This window comes from Pseudonocardia sp. Cha107L01, assembly GCF_052566575.1.
Genome location: NZ_CP199579.1, coordinates 7,311,409 through 7,328,554, shown reverse-complemented (window position 1 = coordinate 7,328,554; position 17,146 = coordinate 7,311,409). Strand labels below are relative to the sequence as shown.

The window sequence follows — 17,146 nt, the reverse complement described above, 5'->3', positions numbered from 1 at the left end:
ATCACTGGGACCGACATGGGCCACAGTCACCGGCCGGGACACGGTCGAGGATTGGGTGGACACGCGGCTGCGTTCGCGCTGGGGCGCGGCGGAGAGCACAGATTTCGATCAGGCAGGTCTATGCGCCGCGCTGCGCGAGGCGCTCAACGACAACCTCCCAGCTGGATGGACCCTCGAAGAGAACCAGTTCGTCGGCCCGACTTCAATGGCCGAGCACGCACTCGACATCATCCGCGTCGCCATTGACGAGATCGACTTCTGGGGGATGGCCCAGTTTTACGACAACGGCGACTGAGAGGAGAACCACCCGGCTGCCGGTAACTTTGGGGCAGCCTTACCTGCTTCTCTCAGGGTGGAGACAGGTCAGCGAATCCGCCCGAATGCCTACCGGACACCTTCCGGCGCGGCCGGTCAAACCGATCAAGCTGAAGCGGGACGCGGACGATCGTGTGCGTACGCGCTGAGCGACCGTGACGCCGCTGCCGGTAAGGCCTGACTTGGCTCATGGGTGGATCTTGAAGGCGGCGTCGGGTTGTTGAGCTGCGGGTTCACCGGCTGGATCGGCTGATTCTGCGCACTAAGTGGATCTCGTAGTCTGCGCTGGTGGCGTACGTGCGCACGGTTCGGACCGGCTCGGGTGCGACCGCGGTGCAGATCGTGCACGGTTCCCGGCGCGGTGCACGCGATATCGAGCACTTGGGCTCCGCGCGTGACGAGCAGGCGATCGAAGCCCTCGAGGCCGTCGCCCGCCGGCGGCTGGCCGGCGGGCAGGGCGAACTCGAGCTGGGCTTGGACCCCGAGACCGTCACGACGGTCGGGTCGGGTCCGTTGCAGATCGTGTCGACGCGGATGGCGCCGCTGTGGGATGCGCTGTGCACCGCCTACGACCAGCTCGGATTCGACGACGCGGTCGCCGGCGACGAGGTGTTCCGCCAGCTGGTGCTGGCCCGGATCATCGAGCCGACCAGCAAGCAGGACAGCCTGCGGGTCCTGGCCGAAGCCGGTGTCGACGCGATCTCCTACGCCACCCTCAAGCGCCGCTTGCAGTCCTATGCCGATGATGCGTGGCGGGCCAAGCTCGCCGCTGCCTGCGCGACGCATGCCGGTCTCGGGCCGGCATCGTTGGTGCTCTACGACGTCTCGACCCTGTACTTCGAGGCTGACGCCGGCGATGGGTTCCGCGAGCCCGGGTTCTCCAAGGAGCGCCGCCTGGAACCTCAGATCACCATCGGGCTGCTCACCGACGCTAGTGGGTTCCCGCTGATGGTCGAGGCGTTCGAGGGCAACCGGGCCGAGACCACGACCATGGTCCCGACGATCACCGCGTTCATGGCAGCCCACCACCTGGCCGATGTCACCATCGTCGCCGACGCCGGGATGATCTCCGACGGGAACATGAAGGCCATCGAGGCCGCGGGGCTGACGTTCATCCTCGGTGCGAAGACCCCAGACATCCCCTACGTAGTGACCGAATGGCGGCGCAAGAACCCTGACGAGCCGGTCCCGGACAAGCTGATCCTGATTCAACCCAGACCGGCTGGGCCGTCCGACAAGCGCCGTGACCAGGTCGTCTACTACCAGTACACCGCTGATCGGGCCCGGCGCACGCTGCACGGCATCGACGAGCAGATCGCCAAGGCAGAGAAGGCCGTGGACGGGAAGATCCCGGTCAAGCGCAACCGGTTCATCAAGCTCGTCGACGCCAAGAAGAGCGTCAACCGCGCCCTGGAGACCAAAGCGCGGACGTTGGCCGGATGGAAGGGCTACATCACCAACCTGCCCGAGCCGACACCGGAGTTCGTGATCGGCGCCTACCACCGGCTGTTCCAGATCGAGAAGTCGTTCCGGATGTCCAAGCACGACCTCGCCGCCCGACCGATCTACCACCACAAACGCGCCTCCATCGAGGCACACCTGACGATCGTGTTCGCAGCACTCGCGGTCTCTCGCCTGGTCGAAGACCGCACCGGCTGGTCGATCCGCAGGTTCGTCCGGACCGCCCGCCGCTACCGAACCGTCCAGATCAACGCCGCCGGCCAGCTCCTCACCGCCGAAGACCCCATCCCCGAGGACCTACAGGAAGCGCTCACACGCATCCACCGGCGCGAACGTGCGCACTAATTTGAGCCAAGTCGGGTACGCGCTGAGCGACCGTGACGCCGCTGCCGGTAAGGGCGCCGGCAGCGTCCGGTTGCCGTTCCCCTGCGGACGTTCCCCGGTGATCCATACCGTGCACCGCGAGCTTGACTCGCGAAGAGTCGAATCGCCCCCAGCTGTTGAACTAGGGCGTTGCCCGACGTCGACCTAGTCGCCTATTCGGCGTCCGGGCCTGGCCCGCCAGGTTCGTGGTGTCCCGGTCACGGTCTAGAGGTAGGGGATCGGTGTGGGTTGGCCGAACCAGAGGCCGCCGGCCCACTCCCGCATCTTCACTTGGCCCATGAGGTGCTGGCTTATGGTGATGAGGTCGCGGAGGTTGCGCTCCAGCGACGAGCCGCGCTGGATCGCCGCGGTGCCGACCGTCTCGACGAGCAGCTGGACGGCGTCGCGGCAGGTCGTGAGGGTGTGCACGAAGCAGCCGGCCAGGGCCGCGCGTGCGGCGAAGCTGGGTTCGTCGCCGGACTCGAGCACGGCCCAGAAGTTGCCGAGCGTGTCGTATACGTAGCTGCGGGCTGAGCCCACCATGGCTTGGGCGCGGGCGACGCCGACCTGCACCCGGGCCTCCTCGCGGGCGGGGGTCATCCCGGGCATGACGGTTTTCACGGCCAGGGCCTGCATGGCGAAGTCGAGGGCATCGGCTGCCACTCCGAGCGGAACGGCGACGAGGTTGGCGATGAACAGGCCGGGCCAGCGGTAGAGGCTCTCGTCCCGCTTGATGTCGTTTAACGCGAAGGTGTGACCGGCCGGCACGAACACGTCGTCTATGGAGTAGTCGTTGCTGCCCGATCCGCACAGCCCGGTGGTGTACCAGGTGTCGTGTACGTGCACCTGGGTTACCGGCAACAGCGCGATTCGCCATTCCGGCTGGCCGTCGGGCCCCAACCGAGGGACACCGGCCTCGGTCACGAGGGCGCCGGAGGCAATCACGTCGGCGTGGGTGCAGCCGCTTCCGAACGACCAGCGGCCCCGGAGCCGGTAGCCCTGGTCGGCGAGTTCGAGTTGCCCGGCCGGGATGACCCAGCCGGCGGTGACGGCGTCGAGGTCCGGGTACAGCTCGCGGCCGGCCGCCTCGTCCAGCGCCGCGCCGTAGAAGCCGCTGTCGGAGCCGATCATGGCGCACCAGCCGGCCGACGCGTCGGCCCGCGAGAGCACCTCCAGGATCTCGACCTGGGCGAGGAGGTCCACTTCGGGGCCGCCCCTCGACCGGGGCACGGACATGCGGAACACGCCGCTGTCGCGCAGGGCGTCGACCACCGGCGTGGTCAGCCGGCGCGCGGCCTCGACCTCGGCGGCGTGCGCGCGCAACAGTGGCGCGATTCGGTGCGCGTTGGACAGGATCGCGGAGCCGTCCAACGGCCGGCTATCGGCCACCGCGGCGGGTGAGTCGGTCATGGCGGTCGGTGTCTCGGTCACGTGTGTCTCCTGCTCGAGTGGATGGGAGCCGTCACCCGCACGGTGCCGGCGGAGCCGTCGACCGTCGCCAGCTGGCCGTCGCGGAGCACCGAGGTGGCGTTGCCGGTGGCAACGACGGCCGGAATGCCGTACTCCCGGGCGATGATCGCCGAGTGGGAGAGGATCCCGCCGGTGTCACTGACCAGCGCGCCGACGCTGGGAAACAGCACCGACCACACCGGCGAGGTGATCGGGCAGACCAGCACGTCACCGGGGCGCAGCCGGTCGAACTCGGCCTCTCCGTGGATCACCCGCACCGGGCCGGTGTAGCCCCCCGCGGAGGCGGGCAGGCCGGTCAGTAGACCGCCGGTCTGCACTCGGGCGCTGTCGTCGGGAGCAAACGAGTGCCCGACCAGCCACAGCATGGCCTCGTTGACGAACCGCGCCGCGGCCGGCAGCGATCGCGGGGACGGCGGCGGGCAGGGCGGCGTGCCGTAGCTGGCCGGACCGGGGTGCGCGAGCGCCCACTCCCGGTCGGCTTGGCGGGACGCGACCATCAGCGCGAACTCGTCGCCGCAACCCAGCGCGGCGAGCAATTCGTCACCTTCGAGGAAGAATGCGTCCTCGGCGCGGGTCAGCCGGCCGGTCGCCGCCAGCCGGCGCCCGACCTCTAGCGCGGCGTGCCGTAGCAGCGCCAGCGGTTCGTTGAACGTGGTCGGGCCGTACTCCTCACGGACCGGGTAGATGCGTTCGGCCCGGGACAACGCCCGGTCGAAACGGGCCCGGTCCGCGCCGGACAACTGTGCCCTGGCCAGCTCACGGCTCCGCTCTCGGGCGTCGCGGGCGGTGGCGTCCTCCACCGCAGGGTCGTACCCGGTATCGAGCTGGTCGCGTAGCAGCCGCAACACCAGCTCAGGGGTCTCGGCGAGGGTCGGGTCGATCACCTCGTAGCGGATCGAGCGGAAGCCGAACTCGTGCTGGTAGGCCGCGAACTCCGCGGCGAACTCCGGGTCGGCCTGCGCGAGAGCGGCCGCGGCCGCCGCATCGGCGCGCCGCAGCAACGCCCGCACCGCCGGACGGGTCCGGGCCAGCCTGGCCAGCTCGGCCAGCCGCCGCGCCGGTTCGGTCGAGGCGGTGCACAGGCCATGCAGCAGGTCCAGGGTGGCCCGATCATCCCAGCCGAGCAGCTCGCGGCAAGCGAACGCCAGGTCGGCGAGTAGCACGGCGTATCCGCCCTGCAGCCGGAAATGCACGTCGATGCCACGTTCGAGCAGGGCGAGCACCCTGTGCAGGTGGGCGATGAGCTCGGTGTCGTTCACCGCGCTCAGCCGGGCGGCGCGCAGCTCGGCGATAGTGGCGGTGAGTTCGTCGCGCCACACGTGAAACCACCGGTCGAGGTAGCGGCCGTAGCGGTCGGTGCGCAGGGTTTCCTCGGCGGCCGCGGCCCGGTCGCCTCTGCCGGGTGGAACCAGGCGGGTGTAGATCCAGCCGCGGATCTCCCTCCACTCCAGGGTCTGCGGCAGCACGCCCAGCTCGTCGAACATCCGCCGGAAGCCGGCGTTGGTGTACTCCAGCGCCGTCGTGCGGACCAGCGGCGACTGCGGGCGGGGCGCGTGGCTGACCTCGCGCCGCCAGTGCCCGGGCGGGATCGGTTCGGTGGCGATGGTCGGCACGGCGGGCGTGACGGTCATGGAAGCTCCTCGGCGTACGCGATGGAATCGTCGCCGGCCGGGTGCCTCCGGTTCATCGGTAAACCTACCGATCCCGCCGGTCGGGGCTCACCCGTCGCGGTCGGTCATCCAACGGGCCAGGGCAGTCCGGGAGCCGATCTCGAGCCGTGTGTAGATGTGCTCCAGGTGGCTGGTCACCGTCCGAACGGACAGCACGAGCCGGGTCGCGATCTGCGGGTTGGTAAGCCCCTCGGTGACCAGACCCGCGATCTCCAGCTCGCGCGCGGTGAGCGGGCAGGCAGGGTCGCGCGTCGCGCGAGCGGCAACGACGCGCACGCCATCGGCCCGCAAGGCCCGGCGGGTGCGCTCCGCCCGACGCCCTGCACCCAGCGCGGTGAACTCGTCCAAGGCGGCGCGACGCGGGGCGATCGCGGAGTGCGCGGACCGGGCCAACGCCGCCTCGTACGGCAGCGTGAGCGCGTCGAACCGGGCGGCGGCGGCCTCCAGGTGAGCGTCGGCCCGCCGCGGGTCGGCATCGGCCAGGCCGCGGACCAGGGCGGCCAAGCCCACCGCATACTCGCCCTCCGCCGCGTCGAGCAGCTCGGCGGTGGCCAGCGCGCCCAACCGGTCCCCAGCGGCGGCCTGCGCCCGGCCCAATAGCCCGAATCCAAACGGTGTCCGCACGTCGACGAGGGCTCGGATCGCGGCCACGGGGTCGTCCCGTTCCAGCGCGAGGGTCGCCTCGGCCCAGCGCAACACCAGCACCGACCGGGTGTGGCCGCCGGTACGCCGGGCGAGGTCGGTCCCCTCGGCGACGCACAGCTGCGCCGCGTCCAGCTCGCCCCGCAACGCGTGCGTGACCCCGAGCACTCCGAGGCAGGCCAGCAGGGCTCGATCGTGGCGGTGCAGCCGGGCCAGGGCGACCGCCTCGGTGCCCAGCGCCAAGGCCTTCGCCCAGTCCCCGGCCAACACGGCCGGGGTGGCAATCCGGAACCGGGACTGTGGCTCGTGGGCCGCGGCGCCGAGCCGCCGGTCCAGCTCGACCGCGCCCTCGGCGTGCCGGCGCCCGGCGGCGTGGTCGGCGAGCAACCAGCACGCCAAGGTCAGCTCGTGGTGGGCGCGCCGGCCCAGGACCGGTTCGTCGGCGCGCTCGGCCAACTCGAGCGCCTCGAGGGCCGCCGTACGGGACGCCTCGAAGTGGCCTTCATGCAGCAGCACCGTCGATCGGGACAGGCGGGCCTCGATGGCGATCCGCGGGAGGCCGAGCGTGCCGGCGATGCGGTCCAGCTCGGCGGCCACCGGCGCGAGCTCGGAGGCGTCCGCGATCGGCGCGTTCTCCACCACCAGGCAGGCGTGCAGCAGGGCGGCCCGCTCCGCGGATGGCGCCGGTCCCGCCGCCGCTAGCCCAGCCCGCACGTGCTCGCGCGCGGTGGGGATGTCGAAGGCGTCGTAGGCGCAGAATGCCATCCGGCGATGCAGCCGGGCGGGGGCGTCGGCCGGGTGCTCGCCGACCAACCCAAGCGCTTCCCGCCATGCCGCCAGTGCGCGGTCGCGCTCGCCGAGCCGGTCCCAGGAGACCCCGGCGTGCTCCAGCAGCGCGGCCAGCCGTTCGCGGCCGTGGCCCTCGCGGGCCAGCGCGATCGCCGCCTCGTAGTGGCACAGTGCCTCGATGTGCGCACCGAGGCCGAGCGCGCGGTCGCCCGCCTCGGCCAGCACCGCCCCCGCTCGGCCCGGATCGACCTCGCCACCCGCGGCCGCCTAGTGGTGGGCCAGGCTCGCCAGGTCGCCAGGCGTGCATGCCTGCACGGCGGCGGCCAGCCGGCGGTGTAGCCGCCGCGCGGTGATCACCGGCACTGAGCCCGCGGTGACCTCGGCGAATAGCGGGTGGCTCAGTCGGTAGCCGACCCGCGTCGGGTGGGCGTCCTCGATGAGCAGCCCGCCAGACACCAACCGGGCGAGTGCCGTGGCCAGCACGTCGTCGTCCAGTTCGGCCGCCCGTTCCAGGACGGCGTGGTCCACGCCCGATGGACCGAGCGCGGCCAGCCGCAGGACGAGTCGCTCGGGCCCGTCCAGCCTGCAGAGCCGCTGCAGCACGAGGTCGCGAAGCGCGCCAGGCAGCCTCACTTGCCCCTCGCCGAGCAGCCGCCACCGGCCGCCGTCCCGGACCAGTCCACCCGACTCCACCAGCCCACGTACCAGCGCGACGACGAACAGCACGGTGCCCGCCGCCCGTTCGGCGAGCAGCCGTGCCAGCTCGGTCGGCGGTGTGCCGCCGAGCAGACCGGCGGCCACGGCGGTGAGCGCGGCATCACCGAGGCTGCCAACCTGGATCTCCAGCAAGCCCGGCGAAGACCGGACCGTGGCGAGCAGCCGCAGCAGGTCCTCGCGCCCGGCGACCTCCTCACTGCGTACCGTGCCGATCAGCAACACCGGCGCAGCCGCGAGCCGCTGCACCAGGTACCCGGTGAGGTCGAGGGTGGCCGGATCGGCCCAATGCAGGTCATCGAGCAGCACCGCGACCGGTGCGCGCGCCGCGGCGCGTTCCACCAGCCGGGCGAGCGCCTCGACCAGCAACGTGACATCCAGCTCGGCGTCCGCCGGCGGTGGCGCGGGGCCGAGTTCCGGCCACAGCCGCCCCAGGTGTGGGAGGTCGGCCGCGGCGTCGGGGGCGGCACGCACCAGCGGACCGAGCGCGGTCACCACAGGCGCGTACGCCAGGCCAACCGATGCCGGACCCGCACGGCCAGTAAGCGCCAGCCCCCCGGCCGCCGCCACCAGCGTCAGCAACTCCTCGGCGAGCCGGGTCTTGCCCACGCCCGTCTCGCCGACCAGCAAGGCCATCCGACCACGCCCGGCCACGAGATCCTCGGCCGCGGCCACGAGCCGGGCCAGTTCGGCCTCGCGCCCGATAAGCGGGACAGGACCGCTGCCCGCCCTGACCGCCTCCATGGTCGGAATTGTCGCAGCCACCCTGGCATGCATTCCAGCAGCGGAATCTGTACGGCACCACAACGGGTGTGCACGTCACCGGAGCGCCGATGCCACCGCGCCACGTCCGCGCAGTCGGCGGGCACCGATTCCACGTCTCGCCTGACGCGACCGCCGCGTCGGCCCCCGCGCTACCGGAACTCGTCGCGTACAACCACACACAGCCCGCGTCTTCCGCCCGACCGACGCACCGCCGCCGGGTGGCGTGTACGTATAGGGATCGATTGCCTATGGAGCTAGGGTCGGGACGATCGGTCCTCGGCCACGGCTAGGGCTCGCTGCAGGCCGGTGACCAGCACATCGCCGAGTGTTGATCCGGAGGACTGTCATGGCGCGCGGACGTAAGGCTGTGAAGGAGCTCCCGAGACCGGTTTTCGCGGACGGCAGGCCGATTCGGTTGGAACCGCCTGCAGGAACCCAGCCTGCATGGGCGACAACGCCTCCCTACCCGGCGGACCTGATGGTGCGGGATACCGAAGCGCCGGAGCCGCTCCTGCCCGAGGATGCCGGCCTCGGGATCCCGGTCGAGGTGACTGCGGGGGACGCACGTCACCCCCTCATCACGGTGGGCGACTCCATCACGATGGGCTTCAAGAGCCTCGCGATCACCGACACGAGCCTGTCGTGGCCCGCTCTCCTCGCGGGGGCGCTACAACTCGCCCCAGGAGTGTTCACCTATCCGACCTATCCCGGGCCTGTCGACTGTCCGGGTCTGCCGCTGAACCTCGAGGCGCTGGTCAGAGGCATCGACTCCGCCGAGGCGGGCGGCCTGCCCGTCATCCGTGAGGTGCGTGGTGTGCACGCCGCGATCGCGGCCGTGACCCACGTGAAGGGCTACTGGGAGCATGGGCCGGGGGGCGGCGTGCCGCTCGGGTCACGCGCGTACCACCACAACCTCGCCGTCTACGGCTGGACCGTCCGCCAGGCCTACACCGAAACGATCGGGCAGGCGACGGCGGCGGTCACCGAGCCGCAGGGCCTCGTGAGCTCCTTCTCACCCGAGGTGTCGCACGCGTCTGAACGTGCAATGCTGCGTGCGCTGGAGGGGCCGTCGACGGGCCCTGATTCCACGGTCACAATGATCGACGCCGCGCGCGCCATCGGCGCTGACGGCGGCATCGACACGCTCGTGGTCGCCCTCGGCGCCAACAACGCTCTGCCCAGCGCGGTCCAGCTGCGCCTCGCCTGGTCCGGCATGGACGACAAGCCGACTGTGTGGACACCGAGCGATTTCGCTGCCGACCTGGGCGGCCTCCGCGACAAGGTCGCCGAGATCAACGCCCGCCGCGTCATCTGGGCGACGGTGCCGCACGTGACGATCGTTCCGATCGCCCGAGGGATGGGCGTCAAGCCTGCCGGACAACGCTACTTCGGCCGCTACGTCCACGCCTGGGTGTCTGACGCCGAGTACCTGCCCGGTGTCAACCCTGCGCTGACCGGCGAGCAGGCGTGGGCGATCGATTCGGCCATCGACCAGTACAACTACACGATCAAGAAGATGGTCTACGAGGCGCGGGTGGCGGCCCGACCGAGGGACTGGCTGATCCTCGACCTGTGCGGGCTGCTCGACCGGCTTGCGTTCCGCCGCTACATCGCCGACCCGCTGACCCAGCCCTCATGGTGGGCCGCGAAGGCCTACCAGCTGCCCCCGGTGCTGTCCGCGCTGACGCCGCAGCCGGACACGCAGTTCTTCACCTCCGACCAGCTCGGTAGACGCAAGGGCGGCCTGATCGCCCTGGACGGCGTTCACCCCACCACCATCGGGTACGCCATCCTTGCCCAGGAGGTGTTCCAGATCCTCCAGCACCTCAACCCGGACGTGCAGGGCAGTGGGATCGACTTCGCGGCCGCCCTCGCGGCCGACACGCTGGTGAGCCACCCGCCCAGCGGCCTCGCCGACGACCTCCGGCCGCTCCATGTGATCAACAGTGTCGTCGACCTCGTACAGGTTGCGCTGGGCAAGCACACGTCGTAGCCCCGTCAAGTGTCACGTTCGTCGGACCGGACCTCGAGCCCGCGATCGGTTCCATAAGGGGTGCGTGCGCGTTCAGTACGGCGAGACGCCCGAAGGGGCAGATGGGGGCCGCATCGCTGGCCTTCAGGCCTTCGGCGTGGCGCGCAGACGCGAGACAGCGGTGCCGAACTCAGAGTCGGTGAGCACGCCACGGCCGCGCAGTTCCTCGAGCACCCGGAACTGACCGGCGGTGGCGCCGGTTTCTGGCGGGCTTTCTGGCGGGCTTCGACTCACTCGAGGGTCTGGTGCGGCGGTCGGCGCTTGTCGGGGGGTGTTGGTCCGGGGTGTGGCGGCCGGTGTGGTGTCGGGTGCTGGTCGGGGGCTGGCGGTGGCGCCCTACACCCATGGCGACAAGACCGTCTCGGAGCCGTTCAGCAGTGCTGGGCCGTAATACTGCAACGGCAGTTAGGTGAGTAAGTATCCGCGTCGTCGATAGTGGCTGAGGCGGGCTTGGTGTTGGCGTTTTCTGCGCCAGTAGGACCAGGACCAGACGTGCTCGATGCTGTGGGTGTGTCGCAGGGCGAGGTGGACAAGCAGTCGCCGGATCTCCGGTAGCGTGAGACTGATCATGTGCTGGTTGTCGGTACTGGTTCCCCCTTTGTGAGCTGCGCTTTTGTTCCGGCGAGCCAGGCCAGGGCGAGCATCGACAAGGTGATGTGGGCATGCCAAGCCCGCCAGCTGCGCACCTGGTAATGATCAAGCCCGGCCTCGTTCTTGGCCTGCTGGAAGCACTCCTCGATCCGCCAGCGCGAACCGGCGATCCAGGCCAGATCGACCAAGGTGGATCGGCGAGGCCCGAAACAGACGTAGTAGGCGATCTCACCGGGCGCCTGGCCAGGCTCAGTGATCTTGCGTCGAGCCAGCAGCCAGTGCCCGCGCCCGGGCACCCAGCTGATGCGGATCGAGACACGTGCCCAGTCGTAGTCGCGGGGCCCGTGCGCGCCGGCGCCGACCGACAGCCGCCGCCACGCCCGAGCCGGGAGCTCGCGGATCAGTTCCTCGGCGCGGCGCTGCCCAGCGTCGCGGGTGATCAGTGTGTCGTTGCATTTGGTGGCCAGCACGTAGGGCGCATCATGCTGTTCCAGCCACACCCGCAGATACTTGACCTGGCCATACGCCTCATCAGCGGTGACCCAGCCGAACGGCACTCCGGCCGCGAACGCGCGCTGCAGCATCGCCATTGCCTGGCGCGGTTTGGTCGCGAACTCGACGTCGTCGGGTATCCCCGCCGCGCGACACCGCTCCCGATCAGCCGTCCACACCTCGGGCACATAGAGCTCACGGTCGATCAACGCGTGCCCGCGCGGGGTGGCGTAGGCCAAGAACGTGCCGATCTGGCAGTTCTCCACCCGGCCCGCGGTGCCCGAGTACTGCCGCTGCACCCCGGCCGAGCGGACACCTTTCTTGAGGAAACCGGTGTCATCGAGGATCAACACCGCGTCCGAGTCACCGAGCTGTTCCACGACATAGTCGCGGACGTCATCGCGGACTCCGTCGATATCCCAATCGGCCCACCGCAGCAGCCGCTGCATCCCGTCCGGAGAGCCCTCACCAGCACGTTCAGCCAGGGTCCAGCCATTCTTGCGCTCCAACCCGGCGACCAAGCCAGCCACATACTCCCGCATACGAGCCCGCGGCTCAGCCCGCGCGAACCGGCCAGCTACCCGAGAATGCAGCCGGTCCAACTCCACCACCGCAACATCAACCACCACACCAGCAATGATCTACCACCAGTCAAGCAACTGCCGTTGCAGTATTAACCCCTGACGACCCGCGCGGACCCGACGGACTCGCCGCGCCGCTCAACTAGGACCACCTCGTGCCCTTAATGGGGGCAACCGCTGGCGCCTTTGTCCACATCGCGCAACCCTGGAATATGGCCATCCAGATTCACGTGCTCCTCGACGACGGACCGCGAGGCGGGGCCACGCTCACCATCGACTCTAGCCGCGGTGGCGTGCCACCCCAGCAGCTCGTGCTGGACAGCCTCTTGGGCACCGGCACGACGACCTACTACCTGCACGGCCTCGACGAACATCGTCGCGGCTACGTCTACCGGGTCGGACCGCCCGAATAGCCGCGGGGTCCGCTCGGTGTCCGCGAGCGCTGCAAGCTCCACTCCGTCACCGACATCCACAGTCCAGGAGCGCTTCTCGATGGCAAAGCCGCCACTGCGCGAACCGAAGAAGAGGGTCTGCGCGTTCTGCAAGGACAAGGCACAGGCGATCAACTACAAGGACACCGGGCTGTTGCGAAAGTTCATCTCCGACCGGGGCAAGATCCGGCCCCGCCGCGTCAGCGGCAATTGCCGCCAACACCAGCGCGACGTCGCGATGGCGGTGAAAAACGCCCGCGAGATGGCCTTGCTGCCCTACGCCTCAGTCGGTGGTGAGAAGAGCGGCGACCGCCGCCGAGATCGCTAACGAGCAGCGTCCGGACCTGGGCGGCGTCGCTCAGCGCATCCTGCCAGGCGGCGATCGCCTGGTGGGGCATGCTTGGCGACCGGGGTGTGGCCAACGGCTGGTTGGTGGCGAACCCGAACGTGGGCGGTGCGATCGCGCCGGGTCCGGACACGGTGCTGGTGGTCGCGGTGGTGGCGGTGTTGGGATGGGTTGCCTGACCGCGAGTCCCAGGCCGAGGGTGGCGCGCTGACGGGTTGAGGTCGCCGAACATGCTCGGGTCGGGTGGGCCGACAATGACGCGCTGGTGGTCACCGAGGGCTTTAGCGATCGCTCCGGGGCGGCCGCGGGGGGCCAGGATTTCACCGGTCCTGTCCAGCAGCCATTCCAAAGCCGACGCTGGACCCCACACAGGGTCCCCGGACATCAATCTGAACATCACACTCATACCCAGTCGAGGGGTGTCGGCGGGTCTGGGCGGGGCTCCGCGCCGGTGCGGGCGGGGTGTCCGCGGGCGGTCCGGGCGGCGCCGGCCAGGACGTGGGCCAGGCTGACGTAGCGGCCGGGCGGCAAGGCCCAGAGCTGACAGATCGTGCGCGGATCTGTCCGGTCGCGGTCAACGGGGCCTTGCCCGGCGTGAGCGATCAGTTGCCACTTCTCCGCCGGGTAGCTCAGCCCGATCAAGGCCTGGTCGAACCGCGCGATGTCATCGAGGTGGATCGATGCCTGGAGGATGACCAACCGGCTGCTTAGGTTCAAGGGGTCGATGCAACACCGGCTTGTTGGAACGAGGATAGGTGCCGAGCGAAGGCTTCTGCGGGAGTGCGCCATTGGAGTGTCTTGCGCGGCCGGCTGTTGAGGGTGGCGGTGACCGCGGCGAGGTCCGTGATGCTCCAGCGGGAAAGGTCGGTGCCCTTGGGGAAGTACTGGCGTAGCAGGCCGTTGGTGTTCTCGTTGCTGCCGCGCTGCCAGGGCGAAGTGCGGGTCGCAGAAGTAAACCTGTAGTCCGGTGGTGATCTTGAGTTGGACGTGCTGGGCCAGCTCGGATCCCTGGTCCCAGGTCAGCGATCGGCGCAGCTGCTCGGGAAGTGTCGCGAACTGTGCTGCGATGGCGGCGTTGACGGCTTCGGCGCCGTGCCCGGCCAGCGGTGGCCCGTTCTTGATCGGTGTGAGCATTCCGTGGCCGTCCATCGGGGGCAGGTGCAACAGCATCGTGTACCGGGTGGTGCGCTCCACGATCGTGCCGATGGCCGACTTGTCCAGCCCGATGATCAGATCACCTTCCCAGTGCCCGGGCACCGCCCGGTCGGCGACCTCGGCAGGACGCTGACTGATCTTGACCTCGTCCGTGACGAAGTTCTTGCCGCGGCTCTGGGTGCGGGCCCGCGGAACCCGCAGTGCCCGCCCCGTCCGCAGGCACGCGGTCAGCTCGCGCACCTGCCTGTGTGTCGCTGTACCGCTGACGCGGTGCGGCGGGCGGCCGAGCGTGACCATCGGGTTCACGGTGTTCCGTCGGTTGTCACGCAGTAGGGATGTCAGTTTCGTTTCTGAAGGAGAACACCGTGCCCGGCGCCAACCGGATGTCGACCCCGATCGCGGTCGACGCAGACCAGATCGAAGGGCGCCATGCCCCGCTCGGCGGCTACACGGTCAGTTTTGAGACGTTCAAACAGGACACCGACCCGACGCCGAACTTCGTCGGCCTGCCCGGGGACCGTTGCCCCTGCGCGCATTGGGGTGTGGTCACAACGGGGCAGCTGATGTTCCGGTGGCCCGATCACGATGAAACTTATGTCGCCGGGGATGCCTACTACGCCCCGCCCGGACATCTGGCCCTGGTAACGGCCGGCACCTCGGTCGTGGAGTTCAGCCCGACCGCAGATCTTGAGACGACGATGGCCGTCGTGCAGCAGAACCTGCGCGGGTAGGCGAGCGAGGAGCGGTGGGACCCGGTGCCCCCGCCGGCGGCGCGAGAGTGGAAGGAAGGCGTATGACCAGCACAGGCAGAGGATCGCTGCTACGGGTCGCGGCCATCGCGGCGTTGATGGCCACCGGCGCGGCGTCGGCGAGTAAAGCGAAACCCGTGCAACCGCAGAACGTGACACCGGACAAGTCCACGACCAAGTCGACGGATCGGCGCGGGCGGTCGAGCGCCAGCGCCCCCTCCAACAACCCGTCGGTGTCCCGATCGATCTCACCGAACACCCGCAACACCACGACCTGCTGCCCGTTCGGAGCGGACAGAACCTGACGAGTACACGAACACAACGCCTGGTCCACGACAAATCGAGAGCTGACCGAAGACAGGCCGACGATACTCGGGCCCCCCAGCAAGATCAGACATGATCACGACCCCTTTCCCGGTGAAACACGGCCGTACCTGAACCACCGGGGTCTGGGGCGAGACTCAATAATCGTATCCAGGCCGCAGTGGCGGTCGGTGACGTCGACACAAGGGCAACGGAGATCTTCGCGCACGTGGCCGGCAAGGGGCCTGCTCGGCCAGATGGGGCTGCTTTGTGACACCACCCAGTAGGGCCAGCCGCGCGGCCTGTCCGGTTGGACATACCCCGAGGCCTGGCTGGCCCAGCATCCGCTTACTCAGGCTGAACGCTGGGTACTCCGTCAGCTATCCGAACACGACCCGCATAAGGCCCCACACAGCGGCGCTCAACCCGTGGGAGCGCGGCGTTCGGCCAAGGAAGGACCGCTGGCCATGGCAACCGTCGCAAGCAAAGGCGCCGGCGTCGGTATCACCCGGTGGACCCGGCTGATCCCGGTCGCGATCATCGTCTACATCATCTCGTTCATGGACCGGACGAACATCGGTTTCGCGTTCTCCGGGATGGGGCACGATCTGCACATCGACAAGGCCCAACAGGGCCTGGCCGGGGGGATCTTCTTCATCGGTTACCTGTTCCTGCAGATACCGGGCGGCCATCTGGCCGAGCGATGGAGCGCGAAGAAGTTCGTCGGGATCATGATCCTGATCTGGGGCGTCTTCGCGGTGCTGTCCGGGCTGGTGCAGAACTTCACCCAGCTCCTCGTCGTGCGGTTCCTGCTCGGCATCGCCGAAGGCGGGATCTGGCCGGCGATCCTGGTGCTGATCAGCCACTGGTTCCCGGTTAGGGAGCGAGCCAGGGCCTACGGGGTGTGGATGATGAACATCGCCATCTCCTCGATCATCACGGCACCGCTGTCCGGCTGGATCCTCTCGGTGTCCGACTGGCGCTGGCTGTTCATCGTCGAGGGCATCTTCCCGTTCATCATTGCCCCGCTGTGGTTCGGTCTGGTCGCCGATCGGCCGTCACAGGCCAAGTGGGTCTCCGCACCGGAGCGGCAATACATCGAGAACGCGCTGGCCGAGGAGAACGCCGACGCGCCGGAATCCGCGCCGTTCGCCGACGTGTTCCGCAGCGGGATGGTATGGCGCCTCGTCGTGGTTTACTTCCTGATCCAGGTCGGTTTCTACGGGCTGAACCTCTGGCTGCCCACTCTGGTCAAGAACACCACCGGGGGCAGCAGTGTGTTGGTCGGTGTGGTCACCGCGATCCCGTACATCTTTGCCATCGTCGGGCTGTACCTCAACGCCCGGGCGGCGGACCATAATGGCCGCTACGCCTTCCACGTGCTGCTTCCGATGGCCATCGCGTCGGTGACGTTGGTTGCCTCGGTGGCACTGGGCAACATCGCCTGGCTGTCCATCGTGCTTATCAGCTTCGCTATGGGTGGGGCTCTGGCCTACGACGGCCCGTTCTGGGCTAGCGCGTCCCGGGCCATGCCGATGGCGCTGGCCGGCGGGGCGATGGGGCTGATTAACGCGCTCGGCAACCTCGGCGGGTTCCTCGGCCCGTACATCGGCGGCGTACTGCAAGTCGCTAGCGGCGGCAGCTTCCTGTCCACCTCGGTCGTGCTGGGCGTCGCGTTGCTGTTGGCTGGGCTGCTGATGCTTACCGTGCGCGGCCGGGCCAACCCGGTGACCCAGGCAGCCACCCCCAACACGAGCATGAGGGAGCACAACGATGATTGAAACGACCAATAACGGCCCTCGCCGGCGCAGCCACGAGTGGTTCGGTGCGCACGGGCGCTAAGGCATGGTCTATAGGTCGTGGACGCGTCGGGGCGTCACCAGCGAGGTGTTCGACGGCGCCCGATGATCGGCATCGCCACCGCTGATTCAAGCTGGCCCGTGCTGACGGACCAGGCCGCCACGGTAGCCACGGCCACGATTCTGCTGTGTCCGATGTATGTGGTTGGTAATCGCTGTCGCTGCCGTCTGTACCGGGGCACGGCTTACAACGGGGTGTGCCCGGGACAGAGGTTGATGGCGTCGATGAACAGCACGGGATAGACCCCGGTCCAGGGGCCGGTTGCGCGACTCGGTCATCTCCGCGACGACCTTGTCGGTGATCCGGGAGATGGTGTCCTTGCTGACGGTTGCGCCGTAGACGTCGTCGAAGTGCGCCACGATCTCTCCGGTAGCCAGCCCCCTTCGACGCAGATAGCCGGACTTCCCGTAGTGCAGG

The 17,146-nt window shown here is 69.1% G+C and carries 14 protein-coding genes and 2 pseudogenes; 8 read left to right on the top strand and 8 right to left on the bottom strand.

Translation table 11 applies throughout. The annotated features are described in order from the left end of the window. Positions 1-55 precede the first annotated feature (55 nt). Together ACTXG6_RS34455 and ACTXG6_RS34450 are read left to right on the top strand one after the other, a co-directional pair. Positions 56-295 (top strand): hypothetical protein, encoded by a 240-nt coding sequence (locus ACTXG6_RS34455; protein WP_445183529.1) that lies wholly within the window; start codon positions 56-58, stop codon positions 293-295. 308 nt (positions 296-603) lie between these two features. After that, a complete protein-coding gene (locus ACTXG6_RS34450) occupies positions 604-2,121 on the top strand; it encodes an IS1634 family transposase (protein WP_445183528.1) in 1,518 nt (505 codons plus the stop codon). Positions 2,122-2,364: 243 nt separating this feature from the next. Here the strand turns inward: ACTXG6_RS34450 and ACTXG6_RS34445 are convergent, their stop codons facing one another. The 4 genes from ACTXG6_RS34445 to ACTXG6_RS34430 all read right to left on the bottom strand — a co-directional run bounded on the left by ACTXG6_RS34445 (position 2,365) and on the right by ACTXG6_RS34430 (position 8,189). Continuing rightward, positions 2,365-3,570, bottom strand: coding sequence for an acyl-CoA dehydrogenase family protein (locus tag ACTXG6_RS34445; RefSeq protein WP_445183527.1), 1,206 nt, complete (start codon positions 3,568-3,570; stop codon positions 2,365-2,367). Next, complete coding sequence (locus ACTXG6_RS34440) at positions 3,567-5,240, bottom strand: PEP-utilizing enzyme (RefSeq protein ID WP_445183526.1); 1,674 nt, start codon at positions 5,238-5,240, stop codon at positions 3,567-3,569. Before ACTXG6_RS34440 ends, ACTXG6_RS34445 begins: the two co-directional genes overlap by 4 nt. Positions 5,241-5,327: 87 nt before the next feature. Beyond that, positions 5,328-6,935: a LuxR C-terminal-related transcriptional regulator gene (locus tag ACTXG6_RS34435; protein WP_445183525.1), complete on the bottom strand. Its 1,608-nt coding sequence runs from the start codon at positions 6,933-6,935 to the stop codon at positions 5,328-5,330. A gap of 42 nt (positions 6,936-6,977) precedes the next feature. After that, positions 6,978-8,189 carry an ATP-binding protein gene (locus tag ACTXG6_RS34430; protein ID WP_445183524.1) on the bottom strand — a complete coding sequence of 404 codons (1,212 nt, stop codon included), beginning with the start codon at positions 8,187-8,189 and terminating at the stop codon, positions 6,978-6,980. A 481-nt stretch (positions 8,190-8,670) separates the two neighbouring features. Here ACTXG6_RS34430 and ACTXG6_RS34425 point away from each other — a divergent pair, with 481 nt between their 5' ends. Next, positions 8,671-10,182 carry a hypothetical protein gene (locus tag ACTXG6_RS34425; RefSeq protein WP_445183523.1) on the top strand — a complete coding sequence of 504 codons (1,512 nt, stop codon included), beginning with the start codon at positions 8,671-8,673 and terminating at the stop codon, positions 10,180-10,182. 605 nt (positions 10,183-10,787) lie between these two features. Here ACTXG6_RS34425 and ACTXG6_RS34420 read toward each other — a convergent pair. Beyond that, positions 10,788-11,933, bottom strand: a complete 1,146-nt coding sequence (locus ACTXG6_RS34420; protein ID WP_445183417.1) for an IS701 family transposase — start codon at positions 11,931-11,933, stop codon at positions 10,788-10,790. 164 nt (positions 11,934-12,097) lie between these two features. On the opposite strand from ACTXG6_RS34420, the gene ACTXG6_RS34415 reads away from it, so the two are divergent. From ACTXG6_RS34415 to ACTXG6_RS34405, 3 genes are all read left to right on the top strand, one after another. Beyond that, positions 12,098-12,298, top strand: a complete 201-nt coding sequence (locus tag ACTXG6_RS34415; RefSeq protein ID WP_445183522.1) for a hypothetical protein — start codon at positions 12,098-12,100, stop codon at positions 12,296-12,298. A gap of 79 nt (positions 12,299-12,377) precedes the next feature. Beyond that, entirely contained in the window at positions 12,378-12,644 is a 267-nt protein-coding gene (rpsR, locus tag ACTXG6_RS34410; protein WP_445183521.1) for a 30S ribosomal protein S18, read from the top strand. Positions 12,645-12,712: 68 nt separating this feature from the next. After that, complete coding sequence (locus ACTXG6_RS34405) at positions 12,713-12,841, top strand: hypothetical protein (RefSeq protein ID WP_445183520.1); 129 nt, start codon at positions 12,713-12,715, stop codon at positions 12,839-12,841. 223 nt (positions 12,842-13,064) lie between these two features. Here the strand turns inward: ACTXG6_RS34405 and ACTXG6_RS34400 are convergent, their stop codons facing one another. Beyond that, a complete protein-coding gene (locus ACTXG6_RS34400) occupies positions 13,065-13,361 on the bottom strand; it encodes a hypothetical protein (RefSeq protein ID WP_445183519.1) in 297 nt (98 codons plus the stop codon). Between the two features lie 14 nt (positions 13,362-13,375). Continuing rightward, positions 13,376-14,054 (bottom strand): annotated as a pseudogene (locus ACTXG6_RS34395) (IS30 family transposase); the annotation flags it as partial. Between the two features lie 128 nt (positions 14,055-14,182). Here ACTXG6_RS34395 and ACTXG6_RS34390 point away from each other — a divergent pair. After that, the gene (locus ACTXG6_RS34390; RefSeq protein WP_445183518.1) at positions 14,183-14,548 is read left to right on the top strand and encodes a hypothetical protein; all 366 of its coding nucleotides are present in this window, start codon (positions 14,183-14,185) and stop codon (positions 14,546-14,548) included. A 788-nt stretch (positions 14,549-15,336) separates the two neighbouring features. Next, positions 15,337-16,650 (top strand): MFS transporter, encoded by a 1,314-nt coding sequence (locus tag ACTXG6_RS34385; RefSeq protein WP_445183517.1) that lies wholly within the window; start codon positions 15,337-15,339, stop codon positions 16,648-16,650. A 293-nt stretch (positions 16,651-16,943) separates the two neighbouring features. Here the strand turns inward: ACTXG6_RS34385 and ACTXG6_RS34380 are convergent. After that, positions 16,944-17,121, bottom strand: a pseudogene (locus tag ACTXG6_RS34380) (transposase); the annotation flags it as partial. Positions 17,122-17,146 lie beyond the last annotated feature (25 nt).

Bases quoted from the DNA above. Each gene is read 5' to 3' on its own strand.
- ACTXG6_RS34415 (WP_445183522.1), top strand. From the start codon at position 12,098: ATGGCCATCCAGATTCACGTGCTCCTCGACGACGGACCGCGAGGCGGG.
- ACTXG6_RS34385 (WP_445183517.1), top strand. From the start codon at position 15,337: ATGGCAACCGTCGCAAGCAAAGGCGCCGGCGTCGGTATCACCCGGTGG.
- ACTXG6_RS34405 (WP_445183520.1), top strand. From the start codon at position 12,713: ATGCTTGGCGACCGGGGTGTGGCCAACGGCTGGTTGGTGGCGAACCCG.
- rpsR (WP_445183521.1), top strand. From the start codon at position 12,378: ATGGCAAAGCCGCCACTGCGCGAACCGAAGAAGAGGGTCTGCGCGTTC.
- ACTXG6_RS34440 (WP_445183526.1), bottom strand. From the start codon at position 5,240: ATGACCGTCACGCCCGCCGTGCCGACCATCGCCACCGAACCGATCCCG.